We start from the raw sequence: 20411 nt of genomic DNA, 5'->3' as shown, positions 1-20411 counted from the left end.
ATTATGCCGTTCAAGAAATCGCCGAACAGTTATTTTTAACAAATTTTTCTCTTCCCATTGACTTTCCCGGACACCTTGTCTGACCTAAGGTGCGCGAAAGCCACTTTTTCCTTCCTGAGTTATCCACAAAGTTATGCACTTGCAAGAGGGTCATTTTCACACTATCTTGCAGTGAATCCCAAACATACCCCCTATATATAGTGTTCTAAGCAGCTTCCCGTACTACAGGTAGTCTGCATGAAACTATTGCGGAAAGAATTCCAAAAACAGGTACGACATACATGAATCAGAATCTGCTGGTGACAAAGCGCGACGGTAGCACAGAGCGCATCAATCTCGACAAAATCCATCGCGTTCTGGATTGGGCGGCAGAAGGACTGCATAACGTTTCGATTTCCCAGGTCGAGCTGCGCTCCCACATTCAGTTTTATGACGGTATCAAGACCTCTGACATCCACGAAACCATTATCAAGGCTGCCGCAGACCTGATCTCCCGTGATGCGCCGGATTATCAGTATCTCGCCGCGCGCCTGGCGATCTTCCACCTGCGTAAAAAAGCCTACGGCCAGTTTGAGCCGCCTGCGCTGTACGACCACGTGGTGAAAATGGTCGAGATGGGCAAATACGATAATCATCTGCTGGAAGACTACACGGAAGAAGAGTTCAAGCAGATGGACACCTTTATCGATCACGACCGTGATATGACCTTCTCTTATGCTGCCGTTAAGCAGCTGGAAGGCAAATATCTGGTACAGAACCGCGTGACCGGCGAAATCTATGAGAGCGCCCAGTTCCTTTATATTCTGGTTGCCGCGTGCTTGTTCTCGAACTACCCGCGTGAAACGCGCCTGCAATATGTGAAGCGTTTTTACGACGCGGTTTCCACATTTAAAATTTCGCTGCCGACGCCAATCATGTCCGGCGTGCGTACCCCGACTCGTCAGTTCAGCTCCTGCGTACTGATCGAGTGCGGTGACAGCCTGGATTCCATCAACGCCACCTCCAGCGCGATTGTTAAATACGTTTCCCAGCGTGCCGGGATCGGCATCAACGCCGGGCGTATTCGTGCGCTGGGTAGCCCGATTCGCGGTGGTGAAGCGTTCCATACCGGCTGCATTCCGTTCTACAAACATTTCCAGACAGCGGTGAAATCCTGCTCTCAGGGCGGTGTGCGCGGCGGTGCGGCAACGCTATTCTACCCGATGTGGCATCTGGAAGTGGAAAGCCTGCTGGTGTTGAAAAACAACCGTGGTGTGGAAGGCAACCGCGTGCGTCATATGGACTACGGGGTACAAATCAACAAACTGATGTATACCCGTCTGCTGAAAGGTGAAGATATCACCCTGTTCAGCCCGTCCGACGTACCGGGGCTGTACGACGCGTTCTTCGCCGATCAGGAAGAGTTTGAACGTCTGTATACCAAATATGAGAAAGACGACAGCATCCGCAAGCAGCGTGTGAAAGCCGTTGAGCTGTTCTCGCTGATGATGCAGGAACGTGCGTCTACCGGTCGTATCTATATTCAGAACGTTGACCACTGCAATACCCATAGCCCGTTTGATCCGGCCATCGCGCCAGTGCGTCAGTCTAACCTGTGCCTGGAGATAGCCCTGCCGACCAAACCGCTGAACGACGTCAACGACGAGAACGGTGAAATCGCGCTGTGTACGCTGTCTGCTTTCAACCTGGGCGCAATTAATAACCTGGATGAACTGGAAGAGCTGGCAATTCTGGCGGTTCGTGCACTTGACGCGCTGCTGGATTATCAGGATTACCCGATCCCGGCCGCCAAACGTGGAGCGATGGGTCGTCGTACGCTGGGTATTGGTGTGATCAACTTCGCTTACTACCTGGCGAAGCACGGTAAACGCTACTCCGACGGCAGCGCCAACAACCTGACGCATAAAACCTTCGAAGCCATTCAGTATTACCTGCTGAAAGCCTCTAATGAGCTGGCGAAAGAGCAAGGCGCGTGCCCGTGGTTTAACGAAACCACTTACGCGAAAGGGATCCTGCCGATCGATACCTATAAGAAAGATCTGGATACCATCGCTAATGAGCCGCTGCATTACGACTGGGAAGCTCTGCGTGAGTCAATCAAAACGCACGGTCTGCGTAACTCCACGCTTTCTGCTCTGATGCCGTCCGAGACTTCTTCGCAGATCTCTAACGCCACTAACGGTATTGAACCGCCGCGCGGTTACGTCAGCATCAAAGCGTCGAAAGACGGTATTTTGCGCCAGGTGGTGCCGGACTACGAGCACCTGCACGACGCCTATGAGCTGCTGTGGGAAATGCCGGGTAACGATGGTTATCTGCAACTGGTGGGTATCATGCAGAAATTTATCGATCAGTCGATCTCTGCCAACACCAACTACGATCCGTCACGCTTCCCGTCAGGAAAAGTGCCGATGCAGCAGTTGCTGAAAGACCTGCTCACCGCCTACAAATTCGGGGTCAAAACACTGTATTATCAGAACACCCGTGACGGCGCTGAAGACGCACAAGACGATCTGGTGCCGTCAATCCAGGACGATGGCTGCGAAAGCGGCGCATGTAAGATCTGATATTGAGATGCCGGATGCGGCGTAAACGCCTTATCCGGCCTACGGCTCGGTTTGTAGGCCTGATAAGACGCGCCAGCGTCGCATCAGGCTCCGGGTGCCGGATGCAGCGTGAACGCCTTATCCGGCCTACGGCTCGGATTTGTAGGCCTGATAAGACGCGCCAGCGTCGCATCAGGCACAGGATGCGGCGTAAAATGCCTTATCCGGCATTAAACTCCCAACAGGACACACTCATGGCATATACCACCTTTTCACAGACGAAAAATGATCAGCTCAAAGAACCGATGTTCTTTGGTCAGCCGGTCAACGTGGCTCGCTACGATCAGCAAAAATATGACATCTTCGAAAAGCTGATCGAAAAGCAGCTCTCTTTCTTCTGGCGTCCGGAAGAAGTTGACGTCTCCCGCGACCGTATAGATTACCAGGCGCTGCCGGAGCACGAAAAACACATCTTTATCAGCAACCTGAAATATCAGACGCTGCTGGATTCCATTCAGGGTCGTAGCCCGAACGTGGCGCTATTGCCGCTTATTTCTATTCCGGAACTGGAAACCTGGGTCGAAACCTGGGCGTTCTCAGAAACGATTCATTCCCGTTCCTATACTCATATCATTCGTAATATCGTTAACGATCCGTCTGTTGTGTTTGACGATATCGTCACCAACGAGCAGATCCAGAAACGTGCGGAAGGGATCTCCAGCTATTACGATGAGCTGATCGAAATGACCAGCTACTGGCATCTGCTGGGCGAAGGTACCCACACCGTTAACGGTAAAACTGTGACCGTTAGCCTGCGCGAGCTGAAGAAAAAACTGTATCTCTGCCTGATGAGCGTTAACGCGCTGGAAGCGATTCGTTTCTACGTCAGCTTTGCTTGTTCCTTCGCATTTGCAGAACGCGAATTGATGGAAGGCAACGCCAAAATTATTCGCCTGATTGCCCGCGACGAAGCCCTGCACCTGACCGGCACCCAGCATATGCTGAATCTGCTGCGCAGCGGCGCGGACGATCCTGAGATGGCGGAAATTGCCGAAGAGTGTAAGCAGGAGTGCTATGACCTGTTTGTTCAGGCAGCTCAACAGGAGAAAGACTGGGCGGATTATCTGTTCCGCGACGGTTCGATGATTGGTCTGAATAAAGACATTCTCTGCCAGTACGTTGAATACATCACCAATATCCGTATGCAGGCAGTCGGTTTGGATCTGCCGTTCCAGACGCGCTCCAACCCGATCCCGTGGATCAACACTTGGCTGGTGTCTGATAACGTGCAGGTTGCTCCGCAGGAAGTGGAAGTCAGTTCTTATCTGGTCGGGCAGATTGACTCGGAAGTGGACACCGACGATTTGAGTAACTTCCAGCTCTGATGGCCCGCGTTACCCTGCGCATCACTGGCACACAACTGCTGTGCCAGGATGAACACCCTTCCCTTCTGGCGGCGCTGGAATCCCACAATGTGGCGGTTGAGTACCAGTGTCGCGAAGGTTACTGCGGCTCCTGTCGCACACGCCTGGTTGCAGGTCAAGTTGACTGGATTGCCGAACCGTTAGCCTTTATTCAGCCGGGGGAAATTTTGCCCTGTTGTTGCCGGGCAAAAGGCGATATTGAAATCGAGATGTGAATTGGTTGTAGTGCCAGATACAACGCTTATGCGTCTTATCTGGCCTACAACGATTACATGGCGTAGTAATACGCTTTCACCTGCTCCCAGTCCGCTTTGGGGATTGGCTCCAGATATTTTTCCAGCTGGCGGAAGTCATGATTAATCGCTTTATCGCGACGCAAGCGGCGACGACTTTTCTCCAGGTCAAGAAAACCAGCTTCTGCATTACCTTCTGTTTTCACATAGATATGGCGAACATAACAACAGCCATGCTGACGATTAATGCTATGCATTTTCTTAAACGCCAGCGCCACTGCTTTCAACATGGCTTGCCGTACTTCGTCAGAATAAGGCGATACTGCATGCTGGGCATACCAGTCAGCAATGCTGATGAACCCCGCCATATCTTCAGTCACCAGCAACGCTCGCCATTCACCCTCAATTTTCACCGCTTCACCAAAAACGATCTTCGGCACGATGACACCGGCCCGTTCCAGTTCTTTAATTACCGCAACCTCACGGACAATCGTTGGTCGGCCGAACGGATAACGTACGGAATGAAACAGATGATGCGTCATGCGCTTTACATACAGCTTTTTGCCGTTGCGCTCGACGCATTGCACCCCGCTCATACCATTACGGCGATAGTTAGGCTCTTCAACCCAGTCGCCCTCTGTTGCCCACCAGTGATTAAATTCGTCGTACTTTGCTGAAACTGCCATACCCTATCGCCTGTCATTTTTATTAACGACAATGACTATAGGTGGTTACCTGAGGAAAATCTTAATGAAACGTGTCGTATTAATGAATTTCTTTTGCCACTACTAGCTTGACACCGCTTTTACCCTTCATTTGCAGCGCATAGATTCCACCAGCCACTACCACTAATAGTGCGCCCAGCAGATAAAATGTGAATTTAATCAGGCGGATACAGCGATGAATTTTATTCGACAGGGATTAGGCATCGCCTTACAACCAGAGTTAACGCTGAAAAGCATTGCAGGTGAATTGTGTTCCGTTCCTCTCGAACCAACTTTCTATCGACAGATTTCGTTGCTGGCTAAAGAAAAGCCGGTAGAAGGCAGTCCACTGTTTTTACTACAAATGTGCATGGAACAATTAGTGGCGATTGGAAAAATTTGATATGAGACAGGATGGCGCATGAACGCCATCCTGCAGTAGCATTACTCTTTATTAAGGAATTTTACTGCCTTATCAGGGAAATCAGTAAACAGCCCATTTACACCCGCTTTGTTATACAGAGCATCATATAACTGATTCACATCAGTAGTGTATTCAGGCAGTTTATCTGACCGCACGGTATAAGGATGCACTACCAGTTTATTCTGCTGAGCATCTTGCACCATGCCAGTGAGTTTGATATTACCCGGCTGCGATGTTTCCTCAATCAACATATGGTAATCCGGCCCGATACCGTCGGCATATTCCGCCACCTGTTTCATAGCACCCGGCTTAAACATCCAGTCGTAGTTGTAATTAACCCAGCTTCCATCCGGCTGTTTCTGCTGCGTTTCATTCCAGTCGGTATAGGCAATCAGCTGTACCAGATTGAGATCCATGCCCATTTTGGGTTCCAGCTCATTCTTAATACGCTTCAGCTCATCAGCATCAAAACATTGCAAATAAACTTTATCGTCTTTACCGGTGTAACCATATTTCTTCAGCACTTCCAGCGTTTTTGCCGCAATATCCTTCCCTTCCTGATGATGGAACCACGGCGCTTTGATTTCTGGATAAATACCGATATTTTTCCCGGTAGAGTGATTTAACCCCTGAACAAATTCAATCTCTTCTTCAAAGGTGTGCACCCGGAAGTCGGACTTACCCATTGGGAAACGCCCCGGATAAGTCTGCACTTTTTTACCGTTTTCAATATCGAAACCTTCGGTAAATTTCAACGACTTAATTTCATCCAGCGTGAAATCTATCGCGTAGTAACGACCGTCTTTGCGCGCCCGATCCGGGAAACGATCGGCAACATCAGTAACACGATCGAGGTAATGGTCATGCAGAACAACCAGATTGTCGTCTTTGGTCATCACCAAATCCTGTTCCAGATAATCCGCTCCCTGCGCATACGCCATCGCTTTTGCTGGCAGCGTATGCTCCGGCAAATATCCACTGGCACCGCGATGGGCGATGACTATTTTTTCGTTGCTGTCCGCCGCCATTGCACTGCTTCCCATGACTATAGTGCTCATCATGATCGCCATGCTAAGGTTTTTCAGCGTCAATTTCATGCCATTAGCCTCCGTTGCGTTTTTGCAGTAATTGTTCATGGCGACGTTTTTCGCCAATCATCACAACAATCAACAAGATAACCGCCAGAATGCTGCCGCCAATCATTACCATAAAGCCGCCATCCCAGCCGAAGAAGTCCACGGTGTAGCCAACAATCGCGCTCGCCGCCACCGAACCGCCCAGGTAACCAAACAGCCCGGTAAAGCCCGCTGCCGTACCTGCCGCTTTTTTCGGTGCCAGTTCCAGCGCATGCAGACCGATCAGCATCACAGGACCGTAGATCAGGAAGCCGATAACAATCATACAAATCATATCGACGGTTGGGTTACCTGCCGGGTTCATCCAGTAAACGATAGTCGCGATGGTCACCAGTGTCATAAAGAAAACGCCGGTTGCCCCACGGTTGCCACGGAAGACTTTATCCGACATCCAGCCGCACAGCAGAGTGCCCGGAATACCTGCATATTCATAAAGGAAGTAGGCCCAGGAGGATTTATCCAGCGCGAAATGCTTAACCTCTTTCAGATAAGTCGGTGACCAGTCGAGGATGCCGTAACGCAGCAGATAAACGAACACGTTGGCGATGGCGATATACCACAGCAGTTTGTTCGGCAGTACGTACTGCATGAAGATTTGCTTCGCCGTCAGCTCCTGTTCCGCTTTTTCGTTATAGTCGTCCGGATAATCATTTTTGTACTCTTCGATCGGCGGCAAGCCACAGGATTGCGGGGTATCGCGCATCATCGCAAAGGCGAATAATGCCACCAGAATGGCGCAGAAAGCAGGCATATAGAGCGCCGCATGCCAGTCATTGAACCAGGCCATCCCCAGCAGGAACAGCAGCGGCGGAATACCACCACCGACGTTGTGCGCACAGTTCCACACTGACACAATGCCGCCACGTTCTTTCTGCGACCACCAGTGCACCATAGTACGACCACACGGCGGCCACCCCATCCCCTGGAACCAACCGCAGAGGAACAACAGTACAAACATCACCGCAATGCTCGACGTCGCCCATGGCACAAAGCCCATAAACAACATCACTGCCGCCGCCAGAATCAAACCTGCGGGCAGGAAAACGCGCGGATTCGAGCGATCCGATACCGAACCCATGATGAATTTCGAAAATCCATAAGCAATCGAGATCCCTGAAAGGGCAAAACCTAAATCACCGCGTGAGAATCCCTGCTCAACCAGATAAGGCATAGCAAGCGCAAAGTTCTTACGAACCAAATAGTAAGCCGCATAGCCAAAGAATATCCCCAGGAAAATTTGCCAGCGCAATCGACGATAAGTCGGATCGATCTCCGCGGCAGGTAAGCGCGCTTTGTGTGGCGCTGGTTTAAAAATACTCAACATTGATAGCCTCCGTGGCCCGTGGTCTTATTTATGATTAACAGCCTGATTCAGTGAGAGAACCTGCCGTTTCTTGAGTTGCCGCGATGTTAAGAAAACATTCATAAATTAAATGTGAATTGCCGCACACATTATTAAATAAGATTTACAAAATGTTCAAAATGACGCATGAAATCACGTTTCACTTTCGAATTATGAGCGAATATGCGCGAAATCAAACAATTCATGTTTTTACTATGGCTAAATGGTAAAAAACGAACTTCAGAGGGATAACAATGAAAACTCGCGACTCGCAATCAAGTGACGTGATTATCATTGGCGGCGGCGCAACGGGAGCCGGGATTGCCCGCGACTGTGCCCTGCGCGGGCTGCGCGTGATTTTGGTTGAGCGCCACGACATCGCAACCGGTGCCACCGGGCGTAACCACGGCCTGCTGCACAGCGGTGCGCGCTATGCGGTAACCGATGCGGAATCGGCCCGCGAATGCATTAGTGAAAACCAGATCCTGAAACGCATTGCACGTCACTGCGTTGAACCAACCAACGGCCTGTTTATCACCCTGCCGGAAGATGACCTCTCCTTCCAGGCCACTTTTATTCGCGCCTGCGAAGAAGCAGGGATCAGCGCAGAAGCTATAGACCCGCAGCAAGCGCGCATTATCGAACCTGCCGTTAACCCGGCACTGATTGGCGCGGTGAAAGTTCCGGATGGCACCGTTGATCCATTTCGTCTGACCGCAGCAAACATGCTGGATGCCAAAGAACACGGTGCCGTTATCCTTACCGCTCATGAAGTCACGGGGCTGATTCGTGAAGGCGCGACGGTGTGCGGTGTTCGTGTACGTAACCATCTCACCGGCGAAACTCAGGCCCTTCATGCACCTGTCGTGGTTAATGCCGCTGGGATCTGGGGGCAACACATTGCCGAATATGCCGATCTGCGCATTCGCATGTTCCCGGCGAAAGGATCGCTGCTGATCATGGATCACCGCATTAACCAGCATGTGATCAACCGCTGCCGTAAACCTTCCGACGCCGATATTCTGGTGCCTGGCGATACCATTTCGCTGATTGGTACCACCTCTTTACGTATTGATTACAACGAGATTGACGATAATCGAGTGACGGCAGAAGAGGTTGATATTCTGCTGCGTGAAGGGGAAAAACTGGCCCCCGTGATGGCGAAAACGCGCATTTTGCGGGCCTATTCTGGCGTGCGCCCGCTGGTTGCCAGCGATGACGACCCGAGCGGACGTAACGTCAGCCGTGGCATCGTGCTGCTCGACCATGCTGAACGCGATGGTCTGGACGGATTTATCACCATCACCGGTGGCAAACTGATGACCTATCGGCTGATGGCTGAATGGGCTACCGACGCGGTATGCCGCAAACTGGGCAACACGCGCCCCTGTACGACTGCCGATCTGGCACTGCCTGGTTCACAAGAACCCGCTGAAGTTACCTTGCGTAAAGTCATCTCCCTGCCTGCCCCGCTGCGCGGTTCTGCGGTTTATCGTCATGGCGATCGCACGCCTGCCTGGCTGAGCGAAGGCCGTCTGCACCGTAGCCTGGTATGTGAGTGCGAAGCGGTAACTGCGGGTGAAGTGCAGTACGCGGTAGAAAATTTAAACGTTAATAGCCTGCTGGATTTACGCCGTCGTACCCGTGTGGGGATGGGCACCTGCCAGGGCGAACTCTGCGCCTGCCGCGCTGCCGGACTGCTGCAACGGTTTAACGTCACGACGTCTGCACAATCTATCGAGCAACTTTCCACCTTCCTTAACGAACGCTGGAAAGGCGTGCAACCCATCGCCTGGGGAGATGCACTGCGCGAAAGCGAATTTACCCGCTGGGTTTATCAGGGACTGTGTGGTCTGGAGAAGGAGCAGAAAGATGCGCTTTGATACTGTCATTATGGGCGGCGGCCTCGCCGGATTACTCTGTGGCCTGCAACTGCAAAAACACGGCCTGCGCTGTGCCATTGTCACGCGTGGTCAAAGCGCGCTGCATTTCTCATCCGGTTCGCTGGATTTGCTGAGCCATCTGCCAGATGGTCAACCGGTGACAGACATTCACAGTGGACTGGAATCTTTGCGTCAGCAGGCACCTGCACATCCTTACTCTCTTCTCGGGCCACAACGCGTGCTCGATCTCGCTTGCCAGGCGCAGGCATTAATCGCTGAAAGCGGTGCGCAATTGCAGGGCAGCGTGGAACTGGCCCATCAGCGCGTTACCCCGCTCGGCACTTTGCGTGCAACCTGGTTAAGTTCGCCAGAAGTCCCCGTCTGGCCGCTACCCGCGAAGAAGATATGTGTAGTGGGGATAAGCGGGCTGATGGATTTTCAGGCGCACCTTGCGGCAGCTTCGTTGCGTGAACTGGATCTTTCGGTTGAAACCGCAGAAATAGAGCTGCCGGAACTGGATGTCCTGCGCAATAACGCCACCGAGTTCCGCGCGGTGAATATCGCCCGTTTCCTTGATAATGAAGAAAACTGGCCGCTGTTACTTGATGCGCTTATTCCTGTCGCCAATACCTGCGAAATGATCCTGATGCCCGCCTGCTTCGGCCTGGCCGATGACAAACTGTGGCGTTGGTTGAATGAAAAACTACCTTGTTCACTGATGCTTTTGCCAACGCTGCCGCCTTCCGTGCTGGGCATTCGTCTGCAAAACCAGTTACAGCGCCAGTTTGTGCACCAGGGTGGCGTGTGGATGCCGGGCGATGAAGTGAAAAAAGTGACCTGTAAAAATGGCGTAGTGAATGAAATCTGGACCCGCAATCACGCCGATATTCCGCTACGTCCACGTTTCGCGGTTCTCGCCAGCGGCAGTTTCTTTAGTGGCGGACTGGTAGCGGAACGTAACGGCATTCGCGAGCCGATTCTCGGCCTTGATGTGCTACAAACCGCCACGCGGGGTGAATGGTATAAGGGCGATTTTTTTGCGCCGCAACCGTGGCAGCAGTTCGGTGTAACCACTGATGAGACGCTACGCCCGTCGCAGGCAGGGCAAACCATTGAGAACCTGTTTGCCATCGGTTCGGTGCTGGGCGGATTTGATCCCATCGCCCAGGGATGCGGCGGCGGTGTTTGTGCCGTCAGTGCTTTACATGCCGCTCAACAGATTGCCCAACGCGCAGGAGGCCAACAATGAACGACACCAGCTTCGAAAACTGCATTAAGTGCACCGTCTGCACCACCGCCTGCCCGGTGAGCCGGGTGAATCCCGGTTATCCAGGGCCAAAACAAGCCGGGCCGGATGGCGAGCGTCTGCGTTTGAAAGATGGCGCACTGTATGACGAGGCGCTGAAATATTGCATCAACTGCAAACGTTGTGAAGTCGCCTGCCCGTCCGATGTGAAGATTGGCGATATTATCCAGCGCGCGCGGGCAAAATATGACACCACGCGCCCGTCGCTGCGTAATTTTGTGTTGAGTCATACCGACCTGATGGGTAGCGTTTCCACGCCGTTCGCACCAATCGTCAACACCGCTACCTCGCTGAAACCGGTGCGGCAGCTGCTTGATGCGGCGTTAAAAATCGATCATCGTCGCACGCTACCGAAATACTCCTTCGGCACGTTCCGTCGCTGGTATCGCAGCATAGCGGCTCAGCAAGCACAATATAAAGACCAGGTCGCTTTCTTTCACGGATGCTTCGTTAACTACAACCATCCGCAGTTAGGTAAAGATTTAATTAAAGTGCTCAACGCAATGGGTACCGGTGTACAACTGCTCAGCAAAGAAAAATGCTGCGGCGTACCGCTAATCGCCAACGGCTTTACCGATAAAGCACGCAAACAGGCAATTACGAATGTAGAGTCGATCCGCGAAGCTGTGGGAGTAAAAGGCATTCCGGTGATTGCCACCTCCTCAACCTGTACATTTGCCCTGCGCGACGAATACCCGGAAGTGCTGAATGTCGACAACAAAGGCTTGCGCGATCATATCGAACTGGCAACCCGCTGGCTGTGGCGCAAGCTGGACGAAGGCAAAACGTTACCGCTGAAACCGCTGCCGCTGAAAGTGGTTTATCACACTCCGTGCCATATGGAAAAAATGGGCTGGACGCTCTACACCCTGGAGCTGTTGCGTAAAATCCCGGGGCTTGAGTTAACGGTGCTGGATTCCCAGTGCTGCGGTATTGCGGGTACTTACGGTTTCAAAAAAGAGAACTACCCCACCTCACAAGCCATCGGCGCACCACTGTTCCGCCAGATAGAAGAAAGCGGCGCAGATCTGGTGGTCACCGACTGCGAAACCTGTAAATGGCAGATTGAGATGTCCACAAGTCTTCGCTGCGAACATCCGATTACGCTACTGGCCCAGGCGCTGGCTTAAACTCCTTTCTGATGCCCGGTAAGCATGTGGTTACCGGGCATTTTTGCGTACACGATTCCGTGCCCAATGTATGCGTTGCAACGCAGTGAAAATTCCTCTGAAAACGTCTCGCAAAGGCTGAAACTGGCAGATGTCAAAGGCCTGGGATAACCGTAATGTCGCGTCATCATAAATATCAGGTGACGGACAACCATGACCGAATCAACAACCTCCTCCCCGCATGATGCGGTATTTAAAACCTTTATGTTCACACCCGAAACCGCACGGGATTTTCTCGAAATACATTTACCAGAACCACTGCGCAAGCTTTGCAACCTGCAAACCTTACGCCTGGAACCCACTAGTTTTATTGAAAAAAGTTTACGCGCTTACTACTCGGATGTTTTGTGGTCCGTGGAAACCAGCGACGGTGACGGCTATATCTACTGCGTGATTGAACATCAAAGCTCTGCAGAAAAGAATATGGCTTTTCGGCTAATGCGCTATGCCACTGCCGCCATGCAGCGTCACCTGGATAAAGGCTATGACAGAGTTCCGCTGGTGGTGCCATTGCTGTTTTATCATGGCGAAACATCGCCCTACCCGTACTCACTTAACTGGCTGGATGAGTTTGACGATCCGCAACTTGCCCGGCAGTTGTACACCGAAGCTTTTCCGTTGGTGGATATCACCATCGTACCTGACGATGAGATCATGCAACATCGGCGTATAGCTCTGCTGGAACTGATTCAAAAGCATATTCGCGACCGCGATTTAATCGGCATGGTCGACAGGATCACCACGCTTTTGGTTAGAGGCTTCACTAATGACAGCCAGCTACAAACACTGTTTAATTATCTGCTGCAATGCGGCGATACCTCCCGTTTCACCCGTTTTATTGAGGAGATTGCCGAACGTTCACCACTACAAAAGGAGAGATTAATGACTATTGCTGAACGGCTACGGCAGGAAGGGCATCAAATTGGCTGGCAGGAAGGTATGCATGAACAAGCCATTAAAATTGCTTTGCGCATGCTGGAGCAGGGCTTTGAACGTGAGATTGTGCTGGCGACAACCCAACTCACTGATGCTGATATTCCGAACTGTCATTAAAAGGAGAGATTAATGACTATTGCTGAACGGCTGCGGCAGGAAGGACATCAAATTGGCTGGCAGGAAGGTAAATTAGAAGGTTTGCATGAACAAGCCATTAAAATTGCTTTGCGCATGCTGGAACAGGGCTTTGATCGTGACCAGGTGCTCGCGGCCACCCAGCTAAGCGAAGCCGATCTGGCAGCGAATAACCACTAATTAACACAGGCCCACAGCCGATCCCCATGGGCCTTTGATATCAATAACTACCTTTTATGCGTGGCCCATTTTTGCCTGATTTAAACATCGCCAGTCGTTGATCCAGGGCATCGCTGTAGAGCATCGTGTCAACGCCAACAGCGACAAAGTTCGCTCCCCACGCCAGGCATTGCTGCGCCATATCAGGAGCCACAGCCAGAAAACCAGCCGCTTTACCCGCAGCACGGATCCGCCGAATACTGGTTTCAATAATTCGCTGCACTTCCGGGTGCCCGGCGTTATCCGGGTAGCCCAACGACGCAGAAAGATCCGCAGGTCCAATAAACACGCCATCAATCCCTTCGACGTCGAGGATTTCGTCCAGGTTATCCAGTGCCGTTTTACTTTCCACCTGCACCAACAGACAAAGCGAATCGTTAACTTGCGCCATGTAATTCTCAATGCGTCCCCAGCGCGCAGCCCGTGCCACACTGGCCCCGACACCACGCTCACCGTAGGGAGGATAGCGCGTGGCAGACACCACCTGACGTGCCTGTTCGGCAGTATCGACCATCGGGATCAGTAGAGTTTGCGCGCCAATATCCAGGACTTGTTTAATCAGCGGTTTACTGCCTTCCACCGGACGGATCACGGGTTGGCTGGCATAGGGCGCTACCGCCTGTAGCTGATGATAAAGATCCTGAATGGTGTTTGGCGCGTGCTCCCCGTCAATCAGCAACCAGTCATAACCAGAAGTGGCGGCAATTTCTGCCATATAGGCAGTCGTTGAGCTTAACCACAGACCAATTTGCACTTCGCCCTTGCGTAAACGTTCTTTAAAGGGATTGCTTAATAATGCGTTCATCGTGTTCCTTAACCTATTTAATGATGTGCCACGTCGGTCTGCGCAACAGTGCGATTTACACGCAGAGTGAAAATAATCAGCGAACCGATGACCGCCACCGCTGCCAGCGTCAGTAATCCCGCCGCATCGCTGGCAAATAACGTTTCTGCTTTCACGCGCAGGATCGGGGCAATAAACCCGCCCACTGCACCAAACAGGTTTACAAAACCAATTCCCGCAGCCAGCGCCGTACCGGAAAGCAGTTGTGTCGGCATCGTCCAGAACACTGGCTGCACGGCAATAAACCCGATAGCTGCAACACACAGCGCTACGATCGCCATTACTGGAGAAAGCAGCCCGGACAGACCAATACCAATGCCCGCCGCCAGTAATGTCAGCGCTGCGACATTACGCCGTTCGCCGGTTTTATCGGAATAGCGCGGAATAAGCCAGGTCCCAAACAAGGCCGCAACCCACGGAATGGCGGTGACCACCGACGCTGTAAAGCCCACTTTTGTTCCCAGCAATGCCGCAACCTGGGTCGGCAGGAAGAAAATTAATCCGTAAACCGCCACCTGAATGGTCAGGTAGATAATCGCTAGTTGCCAGACTCGGCCATTACGCAGCGCATCGCTCAGCCGAGAAGTCACTTTCTGTTGTTCTTCACTTGCCAGTTGATTGATAAGCAACGTTTTTTCTTGTTTACTCAGAAAACGTGCCTGCTCCGGTGTGTCATCAAGCCAAAAGAATGTGAATACCCCAGCACCGACTGCCAACAATCCTTCAATCACAAACATCCAGAACCAGCCGGGATGCCCCATAAATCCATGCATCTCCAACAGCGCGCCGGAAAGCGGTGATCCCAGTGTTAACGCCAGCGGTGCGCCCATATAGAACAGCCCCATAATGCTGGCGCGATTACGCTGCGGAAACCATTGCGAGGTGAGATAAATCATACCAGGGAAAAATCCGGCCTCCGCAGCACCAAGCAGAGTGCGAACTATCAGAAATTTCGCTTCAGTATCGGCCCATGCCATGGCTGCCGAAAGAAATCCCCACAGCAGTGTTGTCGTACCAATCCAGGTTCTGGCCCCCAGTTTGCGCATCAAAAGATTCGCCGGAACACCCAGAAACGCATATACCACAAAGAAAATGCCTGCTCCCAGCGCATAAGCTTCATTACTCAACCCGGTATCAATCTGGTAGGTCTGTTTGGCAAAACCGATATTCGAACGGTCGAGAAACGCCAGCACATACAGCGCCAACATAAACGGAATTAAACGCACACGGTTTTTCTTCACCACGGCGTCAAGCAAAGCGGTGCTCATAAAAAGCTCCTTAGAATATGTGGGCGTTACCGTTGTCACAGCAACGCCCGGAGTGATTAGTGGCTGTAGGGGCGTTTCAAATTGCAGTCACGATTGAGTTCGACGCCAAAACCGGGTTTATCAAGCACTGATTTATGAATACGACCATTCACCGGAACCGGCTCATTGAGCAGAATCGGGTCAAACTGCGGACGCATCGTTGAACAATCCGGGCTGGTCATCAGGAATTCGCTGAATGGCGTATTGGTGAAGGTGATCACCGCATGGTGAGAGTAAACAGACGAACCGTGCGGCACCACCAGTTGCCCCCTGGATTTGGCGATTGCGGCAATTTCCACCAGCGTGGTTAAACCACCGCACCAGCCAACATCCGGCTGCATAATGTCGATACCGGTTTCTGAAAGCGTACGAAAAGATTGCAGTGTGCCGTGGTGCTCACCGCTGGTGACCATCATTCCGACTGGCGCGTTGCGTTTCAGTTCGCGATAACTTTCATACTGCTGTGGCGGCAGGCACTCTTCGATCCATTTCAGGTTATAGGGCGCGCAAGCGTGGGCCAGTTTGGTCGCATAGTTCACGTCCTGACTCATCCAGCAGTCGAGCATTAACCAGAAATCCTCACCGCATTTTTCACGCATATCCGCGACCATAGCGGCATCTTTGCGGATCCCCGCATCGCCATCATGTGGCCCCCAGTGCGTCGGCATTTTGCCACCGATAAAGCCCATCTCTTTTGCCAGATCCGGACGCGCACCTGTGGCGTAGAACTGAATCTCATCACGAACAGCGCCGCCTAAAAGTTTATAAACCGGAAGCCCGACCACTTTGCCGAACAGATCCCACAGAGCCAGATCGACACAGGAAATCGTATTCATCACCAGGCCACCAGAGCCGGAGTAATACAGGGTGGCACTGAGCATTTGATCGTGGATCAGTTTGATATCACTGACACATTTACCCTCAATGAAACGGTTAAGATGTTTTTCGACAATAAAACAGCCCATTTCACCGGCTGTCGAAACGGCGAATCCGGTCTGGCCGTTTTCTGCTTCGACTTCAACAACCAACGTGCCAAGAACGTTAATGCCAAATGACTGGCGTGACTGCTCGTAATCGCGGTATTTACTCATCGGGGTGGCAATATGATCGTCTATCCAGTGATTCGCCCCCTGGTCGTGATAATCACCGCCGCCAGCGCCTTTTTCTGCTGTCGCACCGCCAGTAAACCAGGCGCGAACCTGTTTAATTTTTGGTAGGGTCATGATGTTCTCCATTGTTATGAGGCTTGTAAGTCAAAGGGACTTTTCCATCCCAACAGACGTGAAATATCCCTGGCGCAGGCAATGGCCTTGCCCGCCAGATAATCACGGTATTCTTCATTGATTTGTAAGCGGGTACCGACCACCGAGATCGCAGCGGTAAGCTCGTTATTGGCGTTAAACACCGGCGCAGCGACACAACGGACATCGGCGTAATCTTCGCCGTTGTCATAGCTCCAGCCCTGACGGCGAATACGCGCCAGTTCTTCGTGAAGTTGCTGTGGATGAGTAATCGTTGTGGGTGTCGCCTGCTCCCAGACCAGCCCTTCGATAATACTTTGCTGTACCGCTGCAGGTTGCCAGGCAAGCAGGCATTTACCTATTCCGGAGCGATAAAGCGAAAGGCTTTTTCCTTCATGGGATCGCACGCTGATAGTGGCTGATGACTCCACTTTCAAAATGTAATAAGCGCTGCCGTTATCAATAATCCCCAGGTGACATAACAGCCCGGTGGTATCCATCAGTTGCGTCAAACGCGGTCGAGCCAGTTCCCGGAGATCCATCTTGCTTAACGCATGACCGGAAAGCTCCACCAGCCTGGTCCACAAACAAAAATTTTCCTGGTGATCAAGGCTAAGAAAACGCTGACGCCTGAGTTCATTAAGCAGCAAATAGGCCGTGCTTTTAGGGATTCCCAATGTGTCAATGATCGTCGCAGCACTACAGGGGCCAATGCGGGCAATCAAATTGAGAATATCAATAGCCCGTGTCAGGGCGGGAACTTTGCTTGATTCCAACATACTGGACTCCAGTCTTAGATACTGGAATCAGTCTCGTTGCTCAGGGGGAGTAAAATTGTGAAGCGCATCAAATCCCGCTCCTCGTCCAGCAGACTGGAGAAATTACGCACAAATTTGTGAATCAGCGCACGGATTTTTTCTTATTGAGTACAACAGGTTGGACAAATTTTGCCGGAGGGGGAATGTGCCGATGCAGTAAACCGGCACAGAGTGGCGGAATCAGACAGATAAGGTCATGGACTCAACAACCTCAATCCAGCCATGCTCACTGGCGATATCCTGGCCGTTTAACCAACGGCGCAGCATATTCAGTGCCATCATTGCGCACACTTCCTGACGGATAGCCAGGCTGTAGCGCGTAGTGCTGAAACGCACACGCAGAGCGAAAGTGCCGTCTGGCGTGGCTAGCGCAAAGTTGAGATGCTCGTTCTCGAAACCCGAAACAGCCAGTGCCAGCCCGGCAAAATGGTTGGCCCGCCGTTCTGTAATCCAGTGCGCAGTTTGCGCCAGGGTTTCCTCCTGTGAAGGAACCACTTCACACGCCAGCAATGGAGCACCTGCGCGAGAAAGTTGCAAAGCCAATAAACCACCGGTGAATTGCTCGCTCAACGTCAGGCTGAACTGGCGGTTTTGCAATTCGCGACTGATCTGCGCGGGCAGTCCTTCAGTGCCTTCGAAAATCACGCTCTGTCCGGCAACACGTTTAACATCCAGCCACAGTTTTTCCATCGCCTGTTGCTCGCTTGCCGGTCCGGTGAGTTTCAGTTCGATGATAGGCATTGAGGAGCGATAGCCCATTGTTACGCCCGGCGGCAGTTGTAGAGTGTCCAGGCTTTGTGCCAGATCGCTTTCCGAACGACCAAAAGTAGTCAAACGCAGACAAACCGGCGGCTGCGGTAAAGAAAAACGCTCGCGCAGGCGCGGCAGGATTTCGTACTCGACCATCACCTTAAATTCTGACGGTACGCCGGGAGTAAAGAACATCAGGCAACGATTAAGCTGCACGGCAAAACCACAGGCGGTGCCTACCGGGTTATTGATAAATTCAGCACTGGCAGGCAGCTCCGCTTGTTTACGGTTGCTCGGTGCCATTACTCGTCCACGTTCGTGGAAATAGCGTTCCATCTCTTTGAGCCAGGCTTCATGCAGCACCAGGCCTTCACCTTTTGCTGTCGCAGCGGCGAGTGCGCTTAAATCATCGCTGGTCGGTCCCAGCCCGCCGTTAACGATCAGCACATCGGCGTGCTGACTACGTTCGCGAAGAATGGTGACTAAGTCATCAAGGTTATCCCCCACCGTATTGCGGCGAGATAATGGCAACCCCTGATGAAAGAAAAAATCGGCCAGCCAGGCAGCGTTAGTGTCAACGATTTGCCCGTGTAACACTTCATCCCCGGTGGATAACATTTCCACTTTTAACATGGTTATCTCCTGCTTTTGTTATCGAATCACTATAACGCAAAGGGAGATAAGGCGTAGTAAGAAACTGAATGGCGCGACAGAATGCCGCGCCGGAAGGGATCAGAAACTGGCGTTAACCCCAACATACGGGCCGTCAGCCACGGCGTTGTCGCGGTTACCGTCTTTACCCGACAGATTCAGGTAGCGATAACCCGCCTCAATACTGACTGGACGCATAATGGTGTAACGCGCGCCAGCATTCGCTTCTTCATAACTTTGAATACCGCTGGAGAGCGAATCCGGAGAGTAGTAATACTCGCCAAACAAACGGAAGCTGTTGCCAATTTTCCACTGCAAACCACCTCCTACCGCTGCGGCATAACCTTCATCGCCGTAATTCGGGTTGGTGTAAACGCCTTTTCCGCCAACGGTCGCCATTAACGGCCCGAGAGGCAGATTCAACCCCAGCCCCACGCCAGCGACATCACCGTCGTCGTCGTTATGTGTCCAGTTACCGCTTAACGCCAGGCCCGTCGTTTCAGTCCCAAAACCGACACCAATATTGGTGTATTCTTTACCCGCCTGGCCGCTGATGCTCATTGCATTGACCGATGCAGAAACCAACAGCATTCCGGCCAGACCTGCTAGCGCAATTTTTTTCATTATCCCCTTTCCCACAAGCAATTAATCAAAATTCCCAAAGCTGCGGGATTGTACTGCCTGGCACAGAGGATTCAATGAGCGAAAAAAGGGATCTAGTCACTTATTGTAACTAAATACTTCTTAAATAATTAAACGCCGAAAAAATAAACACACTTTATCGATACACACAAAAATAATAATAAGTGCAGTTATCATCGCAAAAGAGATTACTGTCACTTTCACATATTTCTGAGTTACCGTATTCTCATGGTTTCTTTTTTATTTATAAGGAATACTCCTGTGCGACAACGGACTATTGTATGCCCTTTGATTCAAAATGATGGTGCTTATTTGCTGTGCAAAATGGCCGACGATCGCGGCGTTTTCCCCGGTCAATGGGCGATTTCGGGTGGCGGCGTGGAGCCTGGCGAACGAATTGAAGAGGCACTACGCCGCGAAATTCGCGAAGAACTGGGAGAACAGCTGCTTTTGACAGAAATCACGCCGTGGACCTTCAGCGATGATATTCGCACCAAGACGTATGCAGATGGTCGCAAGGAAGAGATTTATATGATTTACCTGATTTTTGACTGCGTTTCTGCCAACCGAGAAGTGAAAATAAACGAAGAGTTTCAGGACTACGCGTGGGTAAAACCTGAAGATCTGGTGCATTATGATTTGAATGTCGCCACCCGAAAAACGTTACGTTTGAAAGGTCTTCTGTAACAATGATGACAGCC

General features: G+C 51.7%; 18 protein-coding genes and 3 pseudogenes. 10 read left to right on the top strand and 11 right to left on the bottom strand.

From position 1 onward, the window contains the following. Positions 1-10 precede the first annotated feature (10 nt). The gene (ypaB, locus tag AB4H76_RS08140; RefSeq protein ID WP_001753443.1) at positions 11-154 is read right to left on the bottom strand and encodes a protein YpaB; all 144 of its coding nucleotides are present in this window, start codon (positions 152-154) and stop codon (positions 11-13) included. Positions 155-281: 127 nt separating this feature from the next. Between ypaB and nrdA the strand changes: the two genes are divergently transcribed. The 3 genes from nrdA (at position 282) to yfaE (ending at position 4185) form a co-directional block, all read left to right on the top strand. Beyond that, positions 282-2567 (top strand): class 1a ribonucleoside-diphosphate reductase subunit alpha, encoded by a 2286-nt coding sequence (nrdA, locus tag AB4H76_RS08135; protein ID WP_001075164.1) that lies wholly within the window; start codon positions 282-284, stop codon positions 2565-2567. 233 nt (positions 2568-2800) lie between these two features. After that, on the top strand, positions 2801-3931 hold the full coding sequence (nrdB, locus tag AB4H76_RS08130) for a class Ia ribonucleoside-diphosphate reductase subunit beta (RefSeq protein WP_000332037.1): 1131 nt from the start codon (positions 2801-2803) through the stop codon (positions 3929-3931). Then, positions 3931-4185: a ferredoxin-like diferric-tyrosyl radical cofactor maintenance protein YfaE gene (gene yfaE / locus AB4H76_RS08125; protein ID WP_000135040.1), complete on the top strand. Its 255-nt coding sequence runs from the start codon at positions 3931-3933 to the stop codon at positions 4183-4185. The genes nrdB and yfaE overlap by 1 nt, the downstream gene beginning before the upstream one ends. Positions 4186-4238: 53 nt before the next feature. Here the strand turns inward: yfaE and inaA are convergent, their stop codons facing one another. Together inaA and AB4H76_RS08115 are read right to left on the bottom strand one after the other, a co-directional pair. After that, the gene (gene inaA / locus AB4H76_RS08120) at positions 4239-4889 is read right to left on the bottom strand and encodes a lipopolysaccharide kinase InaA (protein WP_000301050.1); all 651 of its coding nucleotides are present in this window, start codon (positions 4887-4889) and stop codon (positions 4239-4241) included. A 79-nt stretch (positions 4890-4968) separates the two neighbouring features. After that, positions 4969-5073: pseudogene (locus AB4H76_RS08115) on the bottom strand (hypothetical protein); the annotation flags it as partial. Between AB4H76_RS08115 and AB4H76_RS08110 the strand changes: the two are divergent. Continuing rightward, positions 5068-5310 (top strand): annotated as a pseudogene (locus AB4H76_RS08110) (LysR family transcriptional regulator); the annotation flags it as partial. The pseudogenes AB4H76_RS08115 and AB4H76_RS08110 sit on opposite strands and share 6 nt — an antisense overlap. 41 nt (positions 5311-5351) lie before the next feature. Here AB4H76_RS08110 and glpQ read toward each other — a convergent pair. Beyond that, positions 5352-6428, bottom strand: a complete 1077-nt coding sequence (gene glpQ / locus AB4H76_RS08105; RefSeq protein ID WP_000779102.1) for a glycerophosphodiester phosphodiesterase — start codon at positions 6426-6428, stop codon at positions 5352-5354. Between the two features lie 4 nt (positions 6429-6432). Then, entirely contained in the window at positions 6433-7791 is a 1359-nt protein-coding gene (gene glpT / locus AB4H76_RS08100; RefSeq protein WP_000948732.1) for a glycerol-3-phosphate transporter, read from the bottom strand. Positions 7792-8063: 272 nt separating this feature from the next. On the opposite strand from glpT, the gene glpA reads away from it, so the two are divergent. The 5 genes and pseudogenes from glpA to AB4H76_RS08075 form a co-directional block, all read left to right on the top strand. Beyond that, complete coding sequence (glpA, locus tag AB4H76_RS08095) at positions 8064-9692, top strand: anaerobic glycerol-3-phosphate dehydrogenase subunit A (protein ID WP_000857257.1); 1629 nt, start codon at positions 8064-8066, stop codon at positions 9690-9692. Further along, positions 9682-10941: a glycerol-3-phosphate dehydrogenase subunit GlpB gene (gene glpB, locus AB4H76_RS08090; RefSeq protein WP_085452691.1), complete on the top strand. Its 1260-nt coding sequence runs from the start codon at positions 9682-9684 to the stop codon at positions 10939-10941. The genes glpA and glpB overlap by 11 nt, the downstream gene beginning before the upstream one ends. Further along, the gene (gene glpC, locus AB4H76_RS08085) at positions 10938-12128 is read left to right on the top strand and encodes an anaerobic glycerol-3-phosphate dehydrogenase subunit GlpC (protein WP_001000359.1); all 1191 of its coding nucleotides are present in this window, start codon (positions 10938-10940) and stop codon (positions 12126-12128) included. Before glpB ends, glpC begins: the two co-directional genes overlap by 4 nt. 192 nt (positions 12129-12320) lie before the next feature. Next, complete coding sequence (locus AB4H76_RS08080) at positions 12321-13220, top strand: ISNCY family transposase (RefSeq protein ID WP_000140569.1); 900 nt, start codon at positions 12321-12323, stop codon at positions 13218-13220. Continuing rightward, positions 13221-13418 (top strand): annotated as a pseudogene (locus AB4H76_RS08075) (hypothetical protein); the annotation flags it as partial. A gap of 40 nt (positions 13419-13458) precedes the next feature. Here the strand turns inward: AB4H76_RS08075 and yfaU are convergent. The 6 genes from yfaU to AB4H76_RS08045 form a co-directional block, all read right to left on the bottom strand. Beyond that, positions 13459-14262 carry a 2-keto-3-deoxy-L-rhamnonate aldolase gene (yfaU, locus tag AB4H76_RS08070; RefSeq protein WP_000992954.1) on the bottom strand — a complete coding sequence of 268 codons (804 nt, stop codon included), beginning with the start codon at positions 14260-14262 and terminating at the stop codon, positions 13459-13461. A 17-nt stretch (positions 14263-14279) separates the two neighbouring features. Next, on the bottom strand, positions 14280-15569 hold the full coding sequence (locus AB4H76_RS08065) for an MFS transporter (protein WP_001295288.1): 1290 nt from the start codon (positions 15567-15569) through the stop codon (positions 14280-14282). Positions 15570-15625: 56 nt separating this feature from the next. Then, positions 15626-16831 carry an L-rhamnonate dehydratase gene (gene rhmD, locus AB4H76_RS08060; RefSeq protein WP_001319848.1) on the bottom strand — a complete coding sequence of 402 codons (1206 nt, stop codon included), beginning with the start codon at positions 16829-16831 and terminating at the stop codon, positions 15626-15628. 14 nt (positions 16832-16845) lie between these two features. Further along, complete coding sequence (locus AB4H76_RS08055) at positions 16846-17628, bottom strand: IclR family transcriptional regulator (RefSeq protein WP_000894185.1); 783 nt, start codon at positions 17626-17628, stop codon at positions 16846-16848. A gap of 219 nt (positions 17629-17847) precedes the next feature. After that, positions 17848-19050, bottom strand: a complete 1203-nt coding sequence (locus AB4H76_RS08050) for a nicotinamide mononucleotide deamidase-related protein YfaY (RefSeq protein ID WP_000921633.1) — start codon at positions 19048-19050, stop codon at positions 17848-17850. A gap of 99 nt (positions 19051-19149) precedes the next feature. Beyond that, positions 19150-19692, bottom strand: coding sequence for a YfaZ family protein (locus tag AB4H76_RS08045; protein WP_001300392.1), 543 nt, complete (start codon positions 19690-19692; stop codon positions 19150-19152). 279 nt (positions 19693-19971) lie between these two features. Here AB4H76_RS08045 and nudI point away from each other — a divergent pair, with 279 nt between their 5' ends. Then, on the top strand, positions 19972-20397 hold the full coding sequence (gene nudI / locus AB4H76_RS08040; protein WP_001300564.1) for a nucleoside triphosphatase NudI: 426 nt from the start codon (positions 19972-19974) through the stop codon (positions 20395-20397). Positions 20398-20411: the final 14 nt, after the last annotated feature.

The sequence above is a fragment of the Escherichia sp. UTM R2 genome, assembly GCF_048593455.1.
Lineage (GTDB): Bacteria > Pseudomonadota > Gammaproteobacteria > Enterobacterales > Enterobacteriaceae > Escherichia > Escherichia coli.
Note: the sequence above shows the minus strand (reverse complement) of the source record. Positions and strands in the feature narration are given on the sequence as shown.